This is a genomic window from Mycobacterium kiyosense (assembly GCA_021654635.1).
Taxonomy (GTDB): Bacteria; Actinomycetota; Actinomycetes; order Mycobacteriales; family Mycobacteriaceae; genus Mycobacterium; species Mycobacterium kiyosense.
The window spans coordinates 2,767,569-2,785,730 of record AP025179.1; the positions used below are offsets into that span (position 1 = coordinate 2,767,569).

The following is an 18,162-nucleotide window of genomic DNA, read 5'->3' on the forward strand; positions in this document are numbered from 1 at the left end:
CGAGGGGAGTCTATGCCAGCGAAATTCTTTTGGTTCCTGCCGACCACGGGGGACAGTCGTTCCATCGTGGGGGGATCGCACACGTCGTCTCACCACAGCATCACAGCGGGTCATCGTAAGCCGAGCCGACGCTATCTGGCCGAGATCGCCCGCGCTGCAGACAGACTCGGCTTCGAGGGGGTGTTGACGCCCACCGGGACCTGGTGTGAAGACGCCTGGTTGACGGCCGCGGCGCTGCTCGCCGAGACCGAACGGCTGAAATTTCTGGTGGCGTTCCGGCCCGGCTTGGTGCCCCCGACGCTGGCCGCGCAGCAGACCGCGACGCTGCAGCGCTTCTCCGAGGGCCGGGTGCTGCTCAACGTGGTCAGCGGCGGCGACGACAGTGAGCAACGCCGGTTCGGTGACTGGCTCAGCCACGACGAACGGTACGCCCGCACCGGCGAATTCCTGCAACTGGTCAATGCGATCTGGCGGCAGGAATCGGTCGACTTCAGCGGCAACTACTACAAAGTCGAGGACGCTCGGGTGTCCGAGCCGCCGGACCCGTTGCCGCAGATCTACTTCGGCGGATCGTCCCCTCCGGCGTTGGATGTCGCAGCCGAATTCGTCGACGTGTATCTGACCTGGGGCGAGCCCCCGCAGGTGGCTGCGGACAAGATCGCCAAGGTACGGGGACTCGCCGAATCGCGGGGCCGCAACATTCGTTTCGGGATTCGGCTGCACACCATCAGCCGGGCCACCTCGGCCGCCGCCTGGGCAGTGGCCGACGAGTTGGTCAACGAGCTCACTCCGGAGCAGATCGCGAATGCCACCGCGCTGCATGCGCATTCGCAGTCCGAGGGACAACGCCGAATGACTGCACTGCACGGCGGCCGGCTCGACCAGCTCGAAATCTATCCGAATCTGTGGGCGGTGGGCCTGGTGGGTGCGCGGCGGGGCGGGCACCGCGCTGGTCGGCAGCCACGACGAGGTGGCGAAGCTGATCTTGGAGTACCACGCACTGGGCTTCGACGAGTTCATTCTGTCCGGATATCCGCATCTGGAAGAGGCCTACTGGTTCGCCGAAGGGGTGTTACCCATCCTGCGGCGCCACGGCATCGCCGCCTGACCCCGTGGAAGGCAAGATCACGCCATTCTGTGAGTCGGCGTGCAACTGGCTGTGAGTCGACACCAAATGCGTTGACCCACTATGCCCCCGGTGTCACCATGACCGATGCAAGCACCTCGCTACGTGAGGCGTCTGTGCAAGTGTGGCACCCGCCGAGGGGTCGGGTGTGGTCACACTTTGCTCGAAGCGGTGGCGCGCCCTGGCCTGGAGGAGGTTATAGCGCTCAACCCCGACGACGGTCCCACCTTCCGGGCTCTTGAATCATTCGGTGCTGCTTCGGAATGCGCGGAAAGTCATGCCGACCGTCTTGCAGCAAGGAGCATCCAGATGTCGTCAGCGACCCACGGTCCGCCGGACCCGGCGCCCGCATCCACCGGTTCGCTGGGCGTGGTGCCGGCTGGAGCCGATGTGGTATCAGCCTTGGTCGCAACGCAATTCTGTCTGCAGGCGGCCAGGTTTCAACAGGTCAGCGCGCGCGCCCGGGCGATCCAGGACCGGCTGGTCAGCCTGCTCGGTGCGGCCGCCGGGCCGGCCTGATTCAGGCGCGACGCGGCACGCGGCCCAACTCGCGCAGCCACCCCTTACGGGCAGCATCATGCCATTTCAGTGCTGCGGGTATGCCGCGCCAGGCTTGCTTGATCGCAGTCCGAATCGCCAGATAAGCGGCCTCGTCGGCGCCGCTCCACCCAATTCCGAAGCGTTCCCGCACAATTGGCGGCAATCCACCGAAGATCACCAGGCGCATCGGCGGCGCCAGCGCGGTGCGTACCGCCATGGTGGGCAGCAGCGCGTCCATGATCGGCTTCAGCATCGGGGTGCTCGGATAATCGGGCGAGGCGCTCATGTCGGGGATCGCGGAGCGGTGGATGAACTTCACGAGGAAGTCCGAAGCCGGGTTGGGCTGCAGGATTTCGGTGCAATAGCGCTGGTACTCCCGGTTGAATTCGCTCAGGCTGGGCGGCAGCACCGAATCCGACATGCCGTAGCGCCGGTACCATTCACAGCCCTCGAGGTAGAGTTGCTCACGCTCGTGGTCGGTGAGCCGGTGCACATCCCAGTATTCGGCCAGTCGGTGCACCATCACCTGAAAGGTGGCGTGCGCCCACCAGTACGTCTGCGGGTTCAGCGCGTGGTAGCGCGAACCGTCGGGCAGCTGACCCTTGATGTGATGGTGGAAGTCGCGCACCTTGCGGCCGGTCTGATCAGCCTCGGGGCCGTCGTAGATGGTGCCGAGAATCCCCGGCAGTGAGCGGAATACCCGGTCGACGGGATCGTCGAAGAAGTTCGAATGGTCGATTAGTCCCTGGCCGATCGCGGGATGCATGGTCTGCATCAGACCGGCCGTCCCGCCTTCGAAGGCGATTCGCATGTCGCCCGCCCAGCGCCACAACAGCGACTGCGGCCCCAGGGCGAGGCGAGTGCTCACGAGATGCCGGTCCGCCGCGAATACACCTCGTGCTGATCGCGGTTCAGGTCGCTGGTGAATACCCGCCCGGTGCCCAGTAAGCGGCCCAGCGCTTCCGCCACCTGCCGGGGCAACAACTGCTGCACCGACAGCGTGATGCCCATGGACCGCGGAACGGCTACTCGCGGTTGGGGTTTGCCGATCGCCGCCACGACTGCCTGTGCCACGTCCCGAGGCTCGACATTCTTGAATCCCTTGGCATGCCCGACTCCGGCCACCATGTCGGTGTTGGTCAGCGTGGGCATGATCGAGGTGAAATGCACTCCGCTGCCCCGGTTTTCCAGCCGGACGGTGTCGGTGTAGCCGAGTACGGCATGCTTGGTCGCGCAATAGGTGGCGATGCCCTCGGTGGGCAGCACACCGGCCAGCGAGGCGATGTTGACGACGTGACCGCGGCGGCGCGGCAGCATACGTTGCAACCCCAGCTTGGTGCCCAGGATCACGCCGAAGACGTTGACGTCGAGCAGGCGCTTGGTGGCCTCGTCGGGCTCGTCGACCGCACTGCCCACCGAGATCAGCCCGGCGTTGTTCACCAGCACGTCGACCGGCCCGATTTCGCTCTCGACCGCATCGAGGAACGCGGTGAACGACGCGCGATCGGTGACGTCCAGCCTTCGGGTCAACGCCAGCCCTAACCGCCCGCCCGATTCTCGGGCGGCCGCTTCGTCGATGTCCCCGATGGCCACCTTGGCGCCCGAACGCTGTAGTTCTTCTGCGATGGCCAGGCCGATGCCGCGGGCCCCGCCGGTGATTGCGATTACTTTGCCTGCCACTGACATGCCTCGTAGCCTATGCCGCCGCATAGGGTACGAATGGAAAATGCCCGAGCCGACCATCCTGCTGCTCTCGACGTCCGACACGGACCTGATCAGCGCCCGTTCCACCGGCAAGAACTACCGGTGGGCCAACCCGTCGCGGCTCGTCGACTCCGAACTGCCCGACCTGCTGGCCGACGCCGCGATCGTGGTGGTGCGCATCCTGGGCGGCTACCGGGCCTGGGAGGACGGCATCGCCACGGTGCTGGCCAGCGGACTACCGACCGTGCTGGTCAGCGGCGAGCAAGCCCCCGACGCCGATTTGACCGGCCGCTCCACGGTGGCCGCGGGTATCGCGGTGCAAACCCACGTCTACCTGGCGCACGGCGGCGTAGACAATATGGCTCAGCTGCACGCGTTCCTGTCCGACACCGTGCTGATGACCGGCTTCGGGTTCAGCCCGCCGGTGGCGACGCCCACCTGGGGGGTGCTCGAGCGACCCGACGCCGGCCACCGCGACGGCCCCACCATCGCGGTGCTCTACTACCGGGCCCAGCAGTTGGCCGGCAACACCGGCTACGTCGAGGCGCTGTGCCGGGCCGTCGAGGACGCCGGCGGGCGTGCCCTGCCGGTGTACTGCGCATCACTGCGGACCGCCGACGCCGAACTGCTGACTGTGCTGGCTGGCGCCGACGCCATGGTGGTCACCGTACTGGCCGCCGGGGGAGTCAAGCCGGCTCTGGCGTCGGCCGGCGGCGACGATGACGGCTGGAACGTCGAACACCTTGCGGCACTGGATATCCCGATCCTGCAGGGGCTGTGCCTGACCAGCCCGCGGGCGCAGTGGTTCGCCAACGACGACGGGCTGTCGCCGCTCGACGTCGCCACTCAGGTCGCCGTCCCCGAGTTCGACGGCCGCATTATCACGGTTCCCTTCTCGTTCAAGGAATTCGACGACGACGGTCTCATCTCCTACGTCGCCGATCCGGAGCGCTGCGCCCGGGTGGCGGGCCTGGCGATCCGGCACGCGCAGCTGCGCGACGTCGCCGCCGCCGACAAGCGGGTGGCCCTGGTGTTCTCCGCCTACCCCACCAAACACGCTCGGATCGGTAACGCGGTCGGTCTGGACACCCCGGCCAGCGCGGTGGCGTTACTGCGCGCGATGGGCGAAAACGGTTACCGCATCGGGGATCTACCCGGTGTGCAAGCCGACGACGGCGATGCGCTGATCCACGCGCTGATCGAACGCGGGGGACAGGACCCCGACTGGCTGACCCAGGTTCAGCTGGAGCACAACCCGATCTGGGTCTCGGCTCAGGACTACCGCAGTTGGTTCGCCACCCTGCCCGCCGAACTGACCGACGCGATCACCCAGCACTGGGGGCCACCGCCGGGCGAGCTGTTCGTCGACCGCAGCCGCGATCCCGACGGCGAAATCGTCATCGCCGCAATTCAATCCGGAAACGTGGTGCTGATGGTCCAGCCGCCGCGCGGCTTCGGCGAGAACCCCGTCGCGATCTACCACGACCCTGACCTGCCGCCGAGTCATCACTACCTGGCCGCCTACCGCTGGCTTTCCCAAGAGCGCCCGGCCGGCTTCGGCGCGCACGCGATCGTGCACCTGGGCAAGCACGGCAACCTGGAATGGCTGCCCGGCAAGACGCTCGGCATGTCGGCGGCGTGTGGCTCCGACGCCGCGCTGGGCAACCTGCCGCTGATCTACCCGTTCCTGGTCAACGACCCCGGCGAGGGCACCCAGGCCAAGCGGCGCGCGCACGCGGTGCTCGTCGACCACCTCATCCCGCCGATGGCCCGCGCCGAAACCTACGGCGACATCGCCCGGTTGGAGCAGCTACTCGACGAGCACGCCAACGTCGCCGCCCTGGACCCGGGCAAGCTGCCCGCCATCCGCCAGCAGATCTGGACGCTGATCCGCGCCGCCAAGATGGACCACGACCTCGGTCTGACCGAGCGGCCCGAGGAGGACAGTTTCGACGACATGCTGCTGCACGTCGACGGCTGGCTGTGCGAGATCAAGGACGTCCAGATTCGCGACGGCCTGCACATCCTGGGCCAACAGCCGACCGGAGAAAGTGAACTCGACCTGGTGCTGGCCATCCTGCGGGCTCGCCAGCTGTTCGCCGGCGAACATGCCCTGCCCGGGCTGCGTCAGGCGCTGGGCCTGTCCGAGGACGGCACCGACGAACGCGTCTCAGTGGATGCCGCCGAAGCGGCAGCCCGCGAACTGGTTGCCGCACTGCAGCGGTCCGGCTGGGATCCGGGCACGGTCGATTCCATCACCGACAACGCCGAGGTGGGCGCGGTGCTGCGTTTCGCGGCCACCGAGGTGGTGCCGCGACTGGCCGGCACCGCCGCGGAAATCGGGCAGGTGCTACGGGCCCTGGACGGACATTTCATCCCGTCCGGACCATCCGGTTCGCCGCTGCGTGGGCTGGTCAATGTGCTGCCTACCGGGCGCAACTTCTACTCCGTGGACCCCAAGGCGATACCGTCCCGGCTGGCCTGGGAAGCCGGTGTGGCACTGGCGGATTCCCTGTTGGACCGGTACCGCTCCGATCACGGCGACTGGCCGCAGTCGGTGGGCCTGTCGGTGTGGGGCACCTCGGCGATGCGCACCGCCGGCGACGACATCGCCGAAGTCCTTGCGCTGCTTGGCGTGCGACCGGTCTGGGACGACGCGTCGCGGCGGGTGGTGGACCTGACGCCGATCCCGCTGGACGAGCTGGGCCGGCCGCGCATCGATGTGACGGTCCGGATCTCGGGGTTCTTCCGCGACGCCTTCCCGCACGTGGTGACCATGCTCGACGATGCCGTGCGCCTGGTCGCCAAACTCGACGAAGCCGACGCGGACAACTTTGTGCGGGCCCACGCCCAGGCCGACCTCGCTCAGCATGGTGACCAAAGACGTTCCACCACAAGAATATTCGGGTCCAAACCGGGTACCTACGGTGCCGGGCTGCTGCAGTTGATCGACAGCCGCAACTGGCGCGACGACGCCGACCTTGCTCAGGTGTACACGGCGTGGGGCGGCTTCGCCTACGGACGCAACCTGGATGGCCGCGAAGCGGTCGACGACATGAACCGGCAGTACCGCCGGATCGCGGTGGCCACCAAGAACACCGACACCCGTGAACACGACATCGCCGACTCCGACGACTATTTCCAATATCACGGTGGCATGGTCGCCACCGTGCGCGCGCTGACCGGCCAGGCGCCGGCCGCCTACATCGGCGACAACACCCGGCCCGACGCGATCCGCACCCGTACGCTCTCCGAGGAGACCACCCGGGTGTTCCGTGCCCGCGTGGTCAATCCGCGCTGGATGGCCGCGATGCGCCGGCACGGCTACAAGGGGGCTTTCGAGATGGCTGCCACCGTCGACTACCTGTTCGGCTACGACGCCACCGCCGGAGTGATGGCGGACTGGATGTACGAACGGCTCACCGAGCGCTACGTACTGGACCCGGAGAACCGCAAGTTCATGACGGAGTCCAACCCGTGGGCGCTGCACGGCATGGCCGAGCGGCTGCTGGAGGCCGCCGGCCGCGGGATGTGGGCGCAGCCGCAACCGGAAACCATGGACGCACTGCGCCAGACGCTGCTGGAAACCGAGGGCGACCTCGAGGGCTAAGTTATCCCGCGATTTGTTCTTGCTCGCACAGGGCAAAGTCAGATGAAGTCCGAACCGCCGTCCACGTTGACCGTCGCGCCGGTGACGTAACCGTTGCGCTTGGACGCCAGATATGCGGTGATCGAGGCAACCTCCTCAGGAAGCCCGGCGCGGCCCAGGTCGCACGGCTGGTGAAAGTATTTGTCGATCCAGGTCATCACGTCACGCGGGTCGGTGGCGTCCAAGCCGTCGGCGGCCAGGACGTCTTTGAGGTTCTCGGTGAAGCTGGCCGTCACAATCGTTCCCGGGCAGACGCAGTTGACGATGATGCCCTCGCCGGCAAGGCTTTTGGACAGATTCTTGGTGATGCTGGCCAGGGCGGCCTTGGCGGCGGTGTAGGCCACGATGCGGGGGTTCTGGCGCTGGATGGAATGGGCCGCCAGCGTCACGATGCGGCCCCAGTCGGCAGCACGCAGCAGCGGCAGCGCGGCCCGGATCGACCGCACCGCCGACATGGTGCCCAGTGAGAACGCAGCCTCCCAATCGGAGTCGTTCATCTGCTCGAAGTAACCGTCGCCCGGGCCGATCGTGTGGACCAGGCTGTTGAGCCGGCCCCACCGCTGTTCCACTTCGGCGAAACCGGCGGCGATCGAGTCGGCGTCGGTCATGTCCACGCTGATACCCACGGCGTCGGGTGCGCCGGCGGCACGCAGCGAGGCCACCGCGGCATCCAGCGCCTGTTGCCCCCTGGCCATTACGGCCACGCTGGCGCCTTCGGCGGCAAGCGTTTCGGCGATGGCCAGCCCCATGCCTTTGCTGCCGCCGGTGACCGCCGCGGTGGCACCGGCAAATCCCAGATCCATCGACCATCTCCCTTGTTCAGACGTCTACACCCAACGCGCGCAAGCAGAATCGCACAATGCCTGCGCGAAGCCGCACGCGGTCGCAGTCGCCGGTGGTCCAGTGCCGTTCGATGCCCGCCCACACCACGCCGTGGATGAACTGGGCGTCGGTCGACGGCTCGATGCCCCGGAACACCCCGCGCTGCAGTCCGCGTTCCAGGGCTTCGCGCAGCGGAAGTAGCAGCTCGGCGTACGCGGGCTGAATCAGGCTGGGGGAGCCCGAGGTCTGCGATTGGGCCTCCAGCGACAAGCGCCGCAGGTCCGAGCGGACCTCATCGTCGAACGCCAAGTCGAGTCTAGCGTCGATCCAGGCCACCACCGCATCGACTTCGTTTGCGGCAGAGCGCATTCGGCGTCGCAGCCGACGCGTCTCGGCACGTGCCGACTCCAGAAAAACGGCCGCCACCAGTTCGTCCTTGGCGGCGAAATGCCGATAGAAGGCGCGGGTACCCAACCCCGCGCGTTCCAATACGGCGGCGATGCTCAGCCGCCCGACTCCCTGCTCTTGCAGCACCGCCGTGGCCGCGGCCAGGATCTGGCGCCGCACCTCGGGGTCCGGCGCGAGTTTCTCGCGCCGTCGGGTACGCGGGCCAACCGCCTGCTCAGGCGGTGGCATCGTAGGCGGCGAGATAGTCGGCGAACCGCTCCCGGACACCCTCGGGGGGTCAGGCCGTAGTCGGACAAATCGTAGTCGTGTGCTCCGCGGCTGCCCGGTTGGTGGCCCTGAGCCCACAATTCGACCGAGCGTCGGGTGTCGTCGGTGAACGTCAAACCCAAAGTCTGGTAACCGGTTTGCAGGGTGCGCACCGGATCGTTCTGCAGGTCGGCGAACGAGACGTCGGCGAACCGGTCGTCGCCGACCCGGCACCGGAAGTCCATCGCCCGGCGCACCGCCTCCGCCCAGCTGTCGACCTGCTCGGCTCCCAATTCGTGCGCATCGTCGCGGTCGCTGCTCCAGCTGCGCACGTAGTGGATCAGGCTGCACACCGACCCCATCACCTTGGCCGGATCCCGGTGGCTCCACAGGAATTTCGCGTCCGGGTACGCCTCGACGAGCGCGTCGAGGGCGAACATGTGTAACGGGAGTCTTGAGATGCCAGAGGTTCGGTGGGCAGTGCCACTGCAACAGTTTGAGTACCCGCCGGTGGAACGTGTAGGTCTCCCGCATGTCGCAGTCCATCAACCACGCCAGATACGCCGGTGCGCGCACCGCGCCGTCGAAGTGAAACGTCCGGAAGCTCATGCCCATCAGGTCCTGGCATTCGGTCGGCGCGGTCGCCTCGGAGTTGTACAGCGTCTTCATCAGAGGGAACATGTCGTCGAGCATCTTCAGACCGGCCTCGGCCTGTTCGATGCGCGGATCACTGTGCTGCGTCGCGGATTCCGGCGGTGGGGTAGGGGCCTGCGACTCCCACATGCGCAGCGATCTGAACTGCGGATCGGCCGCCACCAGCTGGCTGAGCGCGGTGGTTCCGGTGCGCGGCAGCCCGATCACGAACACCGGTCCGCCGACCACCTCGTCGTCGATCTCCGGGTGCTGGGCATAGGTGTCCTCGACCTTGAGCCGCTGGATCAACGCATTGCTGATGGTGGCGTGCTGAATCACCCGGCCGATCTCGTTGAGGTCGGCTTCGGTGTTCAGCGCATCGACGATGCGTTCGAGTCCCTCCCGGTAGTAGGGCGAACCGAAGTCGTCGAGACCGGTGGCGGCGCGCGCACCCTCTTCCAGCTCGTCGGCGCTGAAGGTCATCGTCCGAACCTTTCCCGTACTGCCTCTCGGCGGGCAGCCAGGACGGCGGCCCGCTGTTGCGGGCTCACCCGCGCGGTGTCGGGGGGCAGCGCGGCCGCAATATCGTCGAACGGCACCACCCGCACAGACGGCGTCGGGGCGGTCTTGGTCCGCACGCAGCGCAGGATGATGGGGCCGTTGCTGTGCCCGGCGGTGTCGAGCCAGTTCGCCACCCCCGGATCGTCGGCGCACAACACCACCCGCACCAGGCCGTCGGAGTCGACGGCCGCCTGATGGGCGTTCAGGCTGGACTGGTGGCGGCCGTAGTGAATGGTCTCCCACCACGGGTTGCCGATCGAGAAGCTCCAGTAGATGCCCTCGGGGGGTTCGACTTCCACGATCAGCGCTTGGTCGGGACCCAGCTCCCAGCGGCCGATCACCGGCCGGTTCTCCGCGGCCGCGCCCATGTCGCTGCGATCGATCGCGGGCAGGAAGCCGTTGGCCGGCGCCGCGGCGCCGAATTGCAGGAAGAATTGCAGGTTGTCCTGGACGAAATCGCCCAGCGCGACGATCTGCCGCGACAGCGCTTCGCCGGGATCGATCGAATCACGTTGTGTTGCAACGGCTTCACCGAGTCGCTCGATGCGCAGCGAGGACGCCACCTCGGTGTCCCAGTCGTAGAAGAAATGCCGCACCGTAAAGGTCGGGTGGTCGCCCTCGATGCGCATCCAGTTGCCGGGCCGTTCGTCAGCGGACAGCACGACCTCGAAGTCGCCCGCGGCGTCCACCTCGAGCTCGTCGACCAACGCGTTGGCGGTCGCCGCGATGCCGTTCATGGTCTGCAGGCCCACGTAGCGCGCGGTGCCGCGATTGCCGAACACGCGATAGGTTTCCCCGCCCCGTAACACGGCTCGTGTGTAGATGCAGTCAGGGCATTCCATGCCCCAGGTCACGGTGTCGTCGGTGCTGGTGGGTTGCACTCGCAGCACCGGTTCCGGATCGAACCGCAACACCTCGTCGATCCCGGCGGTCAGCAGCACCAGCAGATGCCGCACGCCTGCTGTCAGGTCGGTCCGATTGCGGTTGGCGGGGTCGGATTCAACCGCGGTCTGGGCGCCGCCAAGGCGCTGCAGCAGGTACGACCATGCGGTGTCGAGGTCCGGGGCGTCACCGTCCCGCCGGTCGGCCGCCTCGGCGATCGAGAACGGTAGCCACGCCATCGCCTGGGGCGTTTCAGCCAACGGACCGCTCCTTAAATGAAAATAATGTTTTCACTTAACGCGTCCTGACTATCGCAGCACGCCGCGGCAAATGTCAACGGCCGCGCGGAAGCATTAGGTTGGGCACGGTGACCCCGACCTTCGCCGACCTGGCCAAAGCGCAATACATCCTGCTGACCACCTTCACCAAGGACGGCCGGCCCAAGCCGGTGCCGGTCTGGGCTGCCGCCGACGGCGACCGCCTGCTGGTCATCACCGAGGGAAAGTCGTGGAAGGTCAAGCGAATCCGCAACACGCCGCGGGTCACGCTGGCCATCTGCGACATGCGGGGGCGCCCGAAGAGCGAAGCGGTCGAAGGGACCGCCGCCATCCTCGACAAGACACACACCGCCGCCGTCTACGACGCCATCGGCAAGCGCTACGGCATCGTCGGCAAGGTCTTCAACCTGTTCAGCAAGCTGCGCGGCGGCATGGAGAACAACGTCGGTCTCGAACTCCGGCTGGCCTGACCAGCTTCAACCCAGATGTTCGCCGAAGAACGCGAAAATCCGCCGCCACGCGTCCTCGGTCGCGGCTTCGTCGTAGCCGAAACCGGTGATACGCATCAGGGGTTGGCCCGGGAGTTTGTTGGCGAAGCTGTGCCCGACACCGGGGTAGGACTTGATGTCGGCGGGGATGTTCTTGGCCTCGGTCACCTGCTGCAGCTTCTTGGCGGCGCCCACGCCCAACGGATCGCGGTTGCCGAAGCTGGCCACGATCGGACAGGCGCCGTCCAGCGTCTCCTCGAGGTGGCGCGGCAACGGGACCCCGTAGAACGGCGCGGAAGCGCCAAAACCCTTGGGCGACAAGATCAACGCGAACTGACCGCCCATGCAGAAGCCGGCGATCCCGACCCGGCCGGAGCATTCGGGCATCCCCAGCAGATGCTCGCGGGCGGCCAGAATGTCGTCGAGGGCACGGCCGCGTTTGGTCAGCAACTCGCGCATCACCCGGGTGATGCAGCGCGCCCGCCCGCCGCGGGCGTACATGTTCGGTGTCAAAGCGATGTAGCCCGCCCCGGCGATCCGCCGCGACACCGACTCGTTGTCCGGCGTATAGCCGAACGCGTCGTGAACCACCACCACGCCCGGCCACGGGCCGCTGCCGGAGGGGACATTGAGCAAGGCGTCGATCGGCCCGGCGGGAGTCTCGATATCAATCGTCGTCATAGCGTCATCTAACTGCAGCCGCGTCGCGACCGATCGAGGAACTCCGTCACGGCGCGCAGACGTTGTGCCTGACATGTTAGGACGGCTGCTTCTCGTTTATGCCGTCGTCGAGCTCATGGTCACTATCGGGCTGGCGGCGGCCATTGGCGTCGGCTGGACGGTGTTGATCCTGCTGACCACGTTCCTGGTAGGTGTTGTGGTGGGTGCGCCGATGGGCGGCCTGCAGATCAGTCGCCAGTTCCGGCAACTGCGGTCCGGGGCCCAGGAGCCCCGCAGCGCGTTGACCGACGGGGCGCTGACCACCCTGGCCACCGGCCTGGTCATGGTCCCGGGCCTGGCCACCACCCTGCTGGGGGTGCTGTTGCTGATGCCGCCGGTCAGGGCGGTGGCCAGTCCCGGGCTGGCCACCGTGGCCTGGCGCGTGTTCGAGCGCCGGGTCCCGCTGATCACCGACATCACCGACGGCCGCGACCGCCGCGACTACATCGACGGCGAGGTGATCGACGTCCACGACGGATGGGCCGCCGACCCGCCACCGCTGCCCTCGACCCCGATCGTCTACGACCAGCCGCACCGCGCCCCGTAGTTTTGCCGTGTGACACGGATTGAGACCACGCTGCTGGTCAACGGCCGGATACACAGCCCGACCCACCCGGACGCCACCGCCATGGCGGTCCGGGGCGACGTCATCGCCTGGCTGGGCAGCGACGACGTCGGCCGCACCCAGTTTCCCGATGCCGACGTAAATGACCTGGACGGCGCCTTCGTGGCACCCGGCTTCGTAGACAGTCACATCCACCTGAGCGCGACGGGCCTGTCGCTGAGCGGGCTGGACCTGCGCGCGGCCGAATCCCGCGAGCACTGCCTGCGGCTGGTCGCCGACTACGCCGCCGCTCACCCCGGCCGGCCGGTATGGGGCCACGGTTGGGACGAGTCGGCGTGGCCGCAAGCCGTGCCGCCCAGCACCTCCGACCTGGACGGCGTACTCGGCGATCGGCCCGCCTACCTCTCCCGCGTCGACGTGCACTCAGCGCTTGCGTCCACCGGCCTACGACGGCGGGTACCCGATCTGGCTGACCTGTCCGGCGCGGCCGGTTTCTCCACCGAGGCCCCGCTGACCTCCGACGCCCATCACCTGGCCCGCGCGGTCGCCCGCGAGCTACTCACCCGCGAACAACTCGCCGAGGCGCGCACCGCGGCGCTGCAGGCACTGGCCGCGGCGGGCATCGTCGCGGTGCACGAATGCGCGGGACCGCAGATCGGCGGACTGGACGACTGGTTGCAGCTGGCCGGTCTGCGGCACGGCGTCGAAGTGATCGGCTACTGGGGTGAGGCGGTCTCCACGGCAGCACAGGCCCGCGCCCGGATCGCCGAGACCGGTGCCCGTGGACTGGCCGGCGACCTGTTCGTCGACGGAGCGCTCGGCTCGCGCACCGCCTGGCTGCACGAGCCTTACGCCGACGCACCGGGCTGCACCGGGACGTGCCACCTCGATCCCGACGCCGTCGAAGCGCATCTGCGGGCATGCAGCGAAGCCGAGATCACCGCCGGTTTCCACGTGATCGGCGATGCCGCGGTCTCGGCAGTCGTCGATGCCCTCGACCGGGTCGTCGCAGACCTCGGGGTGGCCGCGGTCGCACGCTGCGGGCACCGCCTCGAGCATCTGGAGATGGTCACCGCCGACCAAGCCGCCAAGCTGGGATCCTGGGGAATCATCGCCAGCGTGCAGCCCAACTTCGACGCCCGGTGGGGCGGCCGCGACGGCATGTACGCGCAGCGACTGGGTGCCGAGCGAGCCAGCCGGCTGAACCCGCTTGCGCTGTTAGCATCCCAAGGCCGCCCTCGCCCTCGGTTCCGACGCGCCGGTCACCGGCTTCGAGCCATGGGCCAGCGTGCGCGCCGCGGTCCGGCACCGCACGCCGGGCAGCGGAATTTCGCCGCGGGCAGCGTTCGCCGCGGCCACCCGGGGCGGCTGGCGGGCGTGCGGCGTTCGCGACGGGGTCACCGGCACACTGGTTCCCGGCGCGCCTGCCTCCTATGCGGTGTGGGACGAGGTCGGGCCACTGGCCGGCGGGGCGCAGCGCGCCGACGTGCAGCGGTGGTCCACCGACCCCCGCTCCCGGGTGCCGGCGCTGCCCCGGCTCGACGACGCCGATGCGCTACCGCGATGCCGCCAGACCGTGCACCGGGGCGTGGTCATCCATGGCTAGCCGGCATCGGCGCACCAGGCGACCGACCGAATCCGCGCCGGCGGAGCCCGCCGCCGACGAGTCGCCGGCCCCGCCCCCCGTCGGCGAAACCGACCCGGCCGCCGCCGTCGGGCAAAGTTCGCCAGATTTGCCGTCGGACGATCCGGACAGTTTGCCCGAAGCCCACTCGCCCAAGCCGGACCTCGAAACACCGGATCCAGACCTCACGCAGGCGGCGCAGCGCGGTCCCGGCGTGGCCGGGCGGCTGGCTCCGGTCGGGCGGCGCGTCGCCGCGGCGTTGCGACCGCGCCTGGTCCGCCTGGCCCTGGTGCTGGTCGCCGGCGGTCTGATGTATGCGAGCTTCCCCCCGGTGAACTGGTGGTGGGCCGCCGTCGTCGCCATCGCGCTGTTGACCTGGGTGCTGACGCGTCCGGCCACCACCCCCGGCGGCGGCTTCGGCTACGGCTTGCTCTACGGGCTGGCGTTCTACGTGCCGCTGCTGCCCTGGATCAGCACGCTGGTCGGCGCCGTGCCCTGGCTGGTGGCGGCGCTGGCGTGCGCTCTTTTCCCAGGCCTGTTCGGCCTGTGCGCCGTCGTGGTTCGCCGGCTGCCGGGCTGGCCGATCTGGTTCGCCGTGGTGTGGGGCGCGCAGGAGTGGTTGAAAGCGGTCTTTCCGTTCGGCGGCTTCCCCTGGGGCTCGGTTGCGTTCGGCCAAGCCGGTGGCCCGCTGCTGCCGCTGGTCCAGCTGGGCGGCGTTGCGCTGCTGTCGACGTCGGTCGTGCTGCTGGGCACCAGCGTCGCGGCGATCGCAGTGGAGATCGTGCGGTGGGTCCGGGCCGGGACGGCGAAGGCAGACACCACCACGCCGCCCGCGGTGTTTCTGCCCGGCATGAGCATCTGCCTGGTGTTGCTGGTCACCATCCTGGTCTGGCCGCAGGTGCGGCATGCGGGCGCGGGTTCCGGCGGCGAGCCCACGGTCACCGTCGCCGTCGTGCAGGGAAACGTGCCGCGGCTCGGGCTCGAGTTCAATGCCCAGCGTCGCGCGGTGCTGGACAACCACGTCGCCGAGACACTCCGGCTGGCCGAAGACGTGCGGTCCGGGGCCGCCCCGCAGCCGCAGTTCGTGATCTGGCCGGAGGACTCCTCGGATATCGACCCGCTGGCCAACCCCGACGCCGCGCAGGCCATCTCTGCGGCGGCAGCGGCTATCGGGGCGCCGATCCTGATCGGCACGGTGGTCGACGTGCCGGGCCGGCTGCAGCAGAGCCCGGAGTACACCAACACGATGATCGTCTGGAACCCGGGCACCGGCCCGGCCGACCGCCACGACAAGGCGATCGTGCAGCCCTTCGGCGAGTACCTGCCGATGCCCTGGCTGTTCCGGCATCTGTCCGGTTACGCCGACCGGGCCGGGCATTTCGTCCCCGTCCCCAACACCGGGGTGGTGCAGATGGCCGGGGTCCCGGTCGGGGTGGCCACCTGCTGGGAAGTGGTTTTCGACCGGGCGCCGCGCACCGCCGTCCGCAACGGCGCGCAGTTGCTGACCGTGCCGAGCAACAACGCCACCTTCACCAAGACGATGAGTGAGCAACAACTGGCGTTCGCGAAAATCCGCGCCGTCGAGCACGACCGCTACGTCCTGGTCGCCGGGACCACCGGGATCAGCGCGGTGATCGCTCCGGACGGCGGCGAACTGTCGCGCACGGACTTCTTCGTGCCCGCCTACCTGGACATGTCGGTGCGGCTGAAGACCACGCTGACCCCGGCGACCCGCTGGGCGCCGATGGTGCAATGGGCGCTGGTGGGGGCGGCCGGAATGCTGATTTTGGCCGCTATACGGCAGAATGGGTGGTTCCCGCGTCCGGTCCGTCCGCTTCGGCGGCGGCGGCGTAGCCGGCCCGGGCCCACGGACGAACCTGACGATGGTGGTACGCCGACAGCTGAATCGGTCGACTCGGAAGCTGAGAACCAAACGGCTACCGCAAACGTTGAGACTGCGAACAACGCCCCGCGCGCCAACGACGACAGCGGCGGCCGAGCTTAATCGGGGCCCCGTTTCGGGGCCCCTTCGGGCAAGATGAAGGAGCTACATGACCACCACCGGCCAACCCTGCGCCCCACTCCGGGCAGAGCGCCAGCGAGCGCGTCCTGGTGATCATTCCCACCTACAACGAGCGGGAGAACCTGCCGCTGATTCATGGCCGGGTCACGGCTGCCTGCCCGGACGTTCACATCCTCGTCGTCGACGACAACAGCCCGGACGGCACCGGCAAACTTGCCGACGAGTTGGCCGCCGCTGATTCCGGTCGCACCCATGTGCTGCACCGCACCGCGAAGAACGGTCTGGGCGCGGCCTACCTGGAAGGGTTCGGCTGGGGTCTGAGCCGGGGCTACTCGGTGCTGGTCGAGATGGACGCCGACGGCAGCCATGCCCCAGAGCAGCTGTACCGCCTGCTGGAGGCTGTCGACGCCGGAGCCGACCTCGCGATCGGCTCGCGCTATGTGCACGGCGGCACCGTCCGCAACTGGCCATGGCGGCGCCTGGCGCTGTCCAAGACGGCCAACACCTATTCGCGGCTGGCACTGGGTGTGGGTGTGCACGACATCACCGCCGGCTACCGCGCCTACCGGCGGGAAGTGCTCGAGACGATCGACCTGGACACCGTCGACTCCAAGGGTTACTGCTTCCAGATCGAGATGACCTGGCGCACCGTCAACGCCGGCTTCGACGTGGTCGAGGTGCCCATCACCTTCACCGAGCGCGAGATCGGCGTGTCGAAGATGAGCGGGTCCAACATCCGCGAGGCGCTGTTCAAGGTCACCCGCTGGGGCTGGCAGGGGCGCCGCGAAGGCCTCAAGAGCGGTAGCCGTACCCGCGCCCGTACCTGACGAGCGGGTGCCTGACGGTCCGCCGCTAACCGCGGCGGCGGGACCGGATCAGCTCGAGCCGCTCCTTGAGCAGCTCCTCGAGCTCCTCGACCGAGCGGCGCTCCAGCAGCATGTCCCAGTGGGTGCGCGGCGGCTTGACCTTCTTCGGCTCCGGCAGATCACCCTCGATGAGAGTGCCTTCCATGCCGTTACGGCACAGCCAGGTGCCGGGGATCTCGGCGTCGTCGGCGAACGGAACTTCGAACTCCTCGCCGTTCTCGGTGCGATACCGCGCGATCTGGCGCGGCGCGAGGTCGTGGTTGCGGTCGGTCTCATAGCTCACGGCTCCGAGGCGACTGCCTCGCAGAACACGATCAGCCATTGGGTATTGCTCCTTTGGGTCCGGTGAGCTTCAGGCGCTCCCGTGCGGTAATTCTCCTTAAGCAAACGTTAAGACCGTTTGCTTGGTTCCCTGGTGATTCTCGGCTGCCGCCGCGGGTTGGTAGCGCGACGCGACCTTTGATGATACCGGGATCGCGGCGGCGAGCGGACTAAAGTCGGCAGGCGTGAGTCGTCGCGTTCGTCCCCAGCCGTGCCGCTGGTGTGGTCGAGATGTTGCCGACGTCGGGATGGGGCGCCGTCGTCAGTACTGTCGGCAGTCGTGCCGCCAGCGAGCCTACGAACAGCGGGCGATGATTGCGCGGGGCGATTCTGGCGCGGTGCCGGCCGACGCGGTGGTGCTGTCCGCCGAGGAGGCCGCCGACCTGTCCGACCGGGTCTATCAGGTCCGATGCGCCGCCGAAGACGTCGCGACCGCGCTGGATGAGGGCGCGGCGGCTGCCGAGTTGCGGGAATTGTGTGAGGAGCTGATTCGCGCTGCCCGGTCCGCCGACGGGTGGCGGCGCGTCGGCGTCTGAGGCGTTTGGTCGCCGACGTCGCGAGCTGCCGCCAGTCAGCGCCGCCGACGTGAATCGCCGCACATTGTGTCCAGCTCTGCGATCGGTCCTCGGATGCGGGACGGCCGGAGCGGTACAGTTCGCGCCATGGACGATGGGCCGGTGTACAAGGGAGTGCAGGGCCGTTCGCC

General features: G+C 68.2%; 12 protein-coding genes and 4 pseudogenes. 8 read left to right on the forward strand and 8 right to left on the reverse strand.

Annotated features, from left to right (window positions below; genetic code table 11):
• The first annotated feature begins 12 nt into the window (after window positions 1–12).
• Window positions 13–1,108 (forward strand): annotated as a pseudogene (locus L6444_RS13120) (LLM class flavin-dependent oxidoreductase).
• Window positions 1,109–1,435: 327 nt separating this feature from the next.
• The gene (locus tag L6444_RS13125) at window positions 1,436–1,645 is read left to right on the forward strand and encodes a PE family protein (RefSeq protein WP_236983156.1); all 210 of its coding nucleotides are present in this window, start codon (window positions 1,436–1,438) and stop codon (window positions 1,643–1,645) included.
• 1 nt (window position 1,646) lies between these two features.
• Here the strand turns inward: L6444_RS13125 and L6444_RS13130 are convergent, their stop codons facing one another.
• Together L6444_RS13130 and L6444_RS13135 are read right to left on the reverse strand one after the other, a co-directional pair.
• Window positions 1,647–2,534, reverse strand: a complete 888-nt coding sequence (locus L6444_RS13130) for an oxygenase MpaB family protein (RefSeq protein ID WP_255731195.1) — start codon at window positions 2,532–2,534, stop codon at window positions 1,647–1,649.
• Window positions 2,531–3,352, reverse strand: a complete 822-nt coding sequence (locus L6444_RS13135; protein WP_236983159.1) for an SDR family oxidoreductase — start codon at window positions 3,350–3,352, stop codon at window positions 2,531–2,533. The genes L6444_RS13130 and L6444_RS13135 overlap by 4 nt, the downstream gene beginning before the upstream one ends.
• A 40-nt stretch (window positions 3,353–3,392) precedes the next feature.
• On the opposite strand from L6444_RS13135, the gene cobN reads away from it, so the two are divergent.
• Window positions 3,393–6,980 (forward strand): cobaltochelatase subunit CobN, encoded by a 3,588-nt coding sequence (gene cobN, locus L6444_RS13140; RefSeq protein WP_236983161.1) that lies wholly within the window; start codon window positions 3,393–3,395, stop codon window positions 6,978–6,980.
• A gap of 38 nt (window positions 6,981–7,018) precedes the next feature.
• On the opposite strand, the gene L6444_RS13145 is transcribed toward cobN, so the two are convergent.
• The 4 genes and pseudogenes from L6444_RS13145 to L6444_RS13160 form a co-directional block, all read right to left on the reverse strand.
• On the reverse strand, window positions 7,019–7,822 hold the full coding sequence (locus L6444_RS13145; RefSeq protein WP_236983169.1) for an SDR family NAD(P)-dependent oxidoreductase: 804 nt from the start codon (window positions 7,820–7,822) through the stop codon (window positions 7,019–7,021).
• 16 nt (window positions 7,823–7,838) lie between these two features.
• A complete protein-coding gene (locus tag L6444_RS13150; RefSeq protein WP_236983174.1) occupies window positions 7,839–8,477 on the reverse strand; it encodes a TetR/AcrR family transcriptional regulator in 639 nt (212 codons plus the stop codon).
• Window positions 8,464–9,611, reverse strand: a pseudogene (locus tag L6444_RS13155) (sulfotransferase family protein). Before L6444_RS13155 ends, L6444_RS13150 begins: the two are co-directional and overlap by 14 nt.
• Window positions 9,608–10,810, reverse strand: coding sequence for a hypothetical protein (locus L6444_RS13160; RefSeq protein WP_236984097.1), 1,203 nt, complete (start codon window positions 10,808–10,810; stop codon window positions 9,608–9,610). The pseudogene L6444_RS13155 and the gene L6444_RS13160 overlap by 4 nt, the downstream one beginning before the upstream one ends.
• A 128-nt stretch (window positions 10,811–10,938) precedes the next feature.
• Between L6444_RS13160 and L6444_RS13165 the strand changes: the two genes are divergently transcribed.
• Window positions 10,939–11,319: a PPOX class F420-dependent oxidoreductase gene (locus L6444_RS13165; RefSeq protein ID WP_236983176.1), complete on the forward strand. Its 381-nt coding sequence runs from the start codon at window positions 10,939–10,941 to the stop codon at window positions 11,317–11,319.
• A gap of 6 nt (window positions 11,320–11,325) precedes the next feature.
• Here L6444_RS13165 and L6444_RS13170 read toward each other — a convergent pair whose 3' ends face one another.
• The gene (locus tag L6444_RS13170) at window positions 11,326–12,018 is read right to left on the reverse strand and encodes a dienelactone hydrolase family protein (protein ID WP_236983178.1); all 693 of its coding nucleotides are present in this window, start codon (window positions 12,016–12,018) and stop codon (window positions 11,326–11,328) included.
• Window positions 12,019–12,091: 73 nt separating this feature from the next.
• Between L6444_RS13170 and L6444_RS13175 the strand changes: the two genes are divergently transcribed.
• From L6444_RS13175 to lnt, 3 genes and pseudogenes are all read left to right on the forward strand, one after another.
• Window positions 12,092–12,604 (forward strand): FxsA family protein, encoded by a 513-nt coding sequence (locus tag L6444_RS13175; RefSeq protein WP_236984099.1) that lies wholly within the window; start codon window positions 12,092–12,094, stop codon window positions 12,602–12,604.
• Window positions 12,605–12,685: 81 nt separating this feature from the next.
• Window positions 12,686–14,228, forward strand: a pseudogene (locus tag L6444_RS13180) (amidohydrolase).
• A 232-nt stretch (window positions 14,229–14,460) separates the two neighbouring features.
• Window positions 14,461–17,096, forward strand: a pseudogene (gene lnt / locus L6444_RS13185) (apolipoprotein N-acyltransferase).
• A gap of 25 nt (window positions 17,097–17,121) precedes the next feature.
• On the opposite strand, the gene rbpA reads toward lnt, so the two are convergent.
• Complete coding sequence (gene rbpA, locus L6444_RS13190) at window positions 17,122–17,457, reverse strand: RNA polymerase-binding protein RbpA (protein ID WP_083114870.1); 336 nt, start codon at window positions 17,455–17,457, stop codon at window positions 17,122–17,124.
• 184 nt (window positions 17,458–17,641) lie between these two features.
• Between rbpA and L6444_RS13195 the strand changes: the two genes are divergently transcribed.
• Complete coding sequence (locus L6444_RS13195; protein WP_236983180.1) at window positions 17,642–17,992, forward strand: hypothetical protein; 351 nt, start codon at window positions 17,642–17,644, stop codon at window positions 17,990–17,992.
• The last annotated feature ends 170 nt before the right edge of the window (window positions 17,993–18,162 follow it).

Coding starts and splice junctions, on each gene's coding strand:
- L6444_RS13160 (WP_236984097.1), bottom strand. CDS start 10,810: ATGGCGTGGCTACCGTTCTCGATCGCCGAGGCGGCCGACCGGCGGGAC.
- L6444_RS13175 (WP_236984099.1), top strand. CDS start 12,092: ATGTTAGGACGGCTGCTTCTCGTTTATGCCGTCGTCGAGCTCATGGTC.
- L6444_RS13145 (WP_236983169.1), bottom strand. CDS start 7,822: ATGGATCTGGGATTTGCCGGTGCCACCGCGGCGGTCACCGGCGGCAGC.
- L6444_RS13135 (WP_236983159.1), bottom strand. CDS start 3,352: ATGTCAGTGGCAGGCAAAGTAATCGCAATCACCGGCGGGGCCCGCGGC.
- L6444_RS13150 (WP_236983174.1), bottom strand. CDS start 8,477: ATGCCACCGCCTGAGCAGGCGGTTGGCCCGCGTACCCGACGGCGCGAG.
- cobN (WP_236983161.1), top strand. CDS start 3,393: ATGCCCGAGCCGACCATCCTGCTGCTCTCGACGTCCGACACGGACCTG.
- rbpA (WP_083114870.1), bottom strand. CDS start 17,457: ATGGCTGATCGTGTTCTGCGAGGCAGTCGCCTCGGAGCCGTGAGCTAT.
- L6444_RS13170 (WP_236983178.1), bottom strand. CDS start 12,018: ATGACGACGATTGATATCGAGACTCCCGCCGGGCCGATCGACGCCTTG.
- L6444_RS13125 (WP_236983156.1), top strand. CDS start 1,436: ATGTCGTCAGCGACCCACGGTCCGCCGGACCCGGCGCCCGCATCCACC.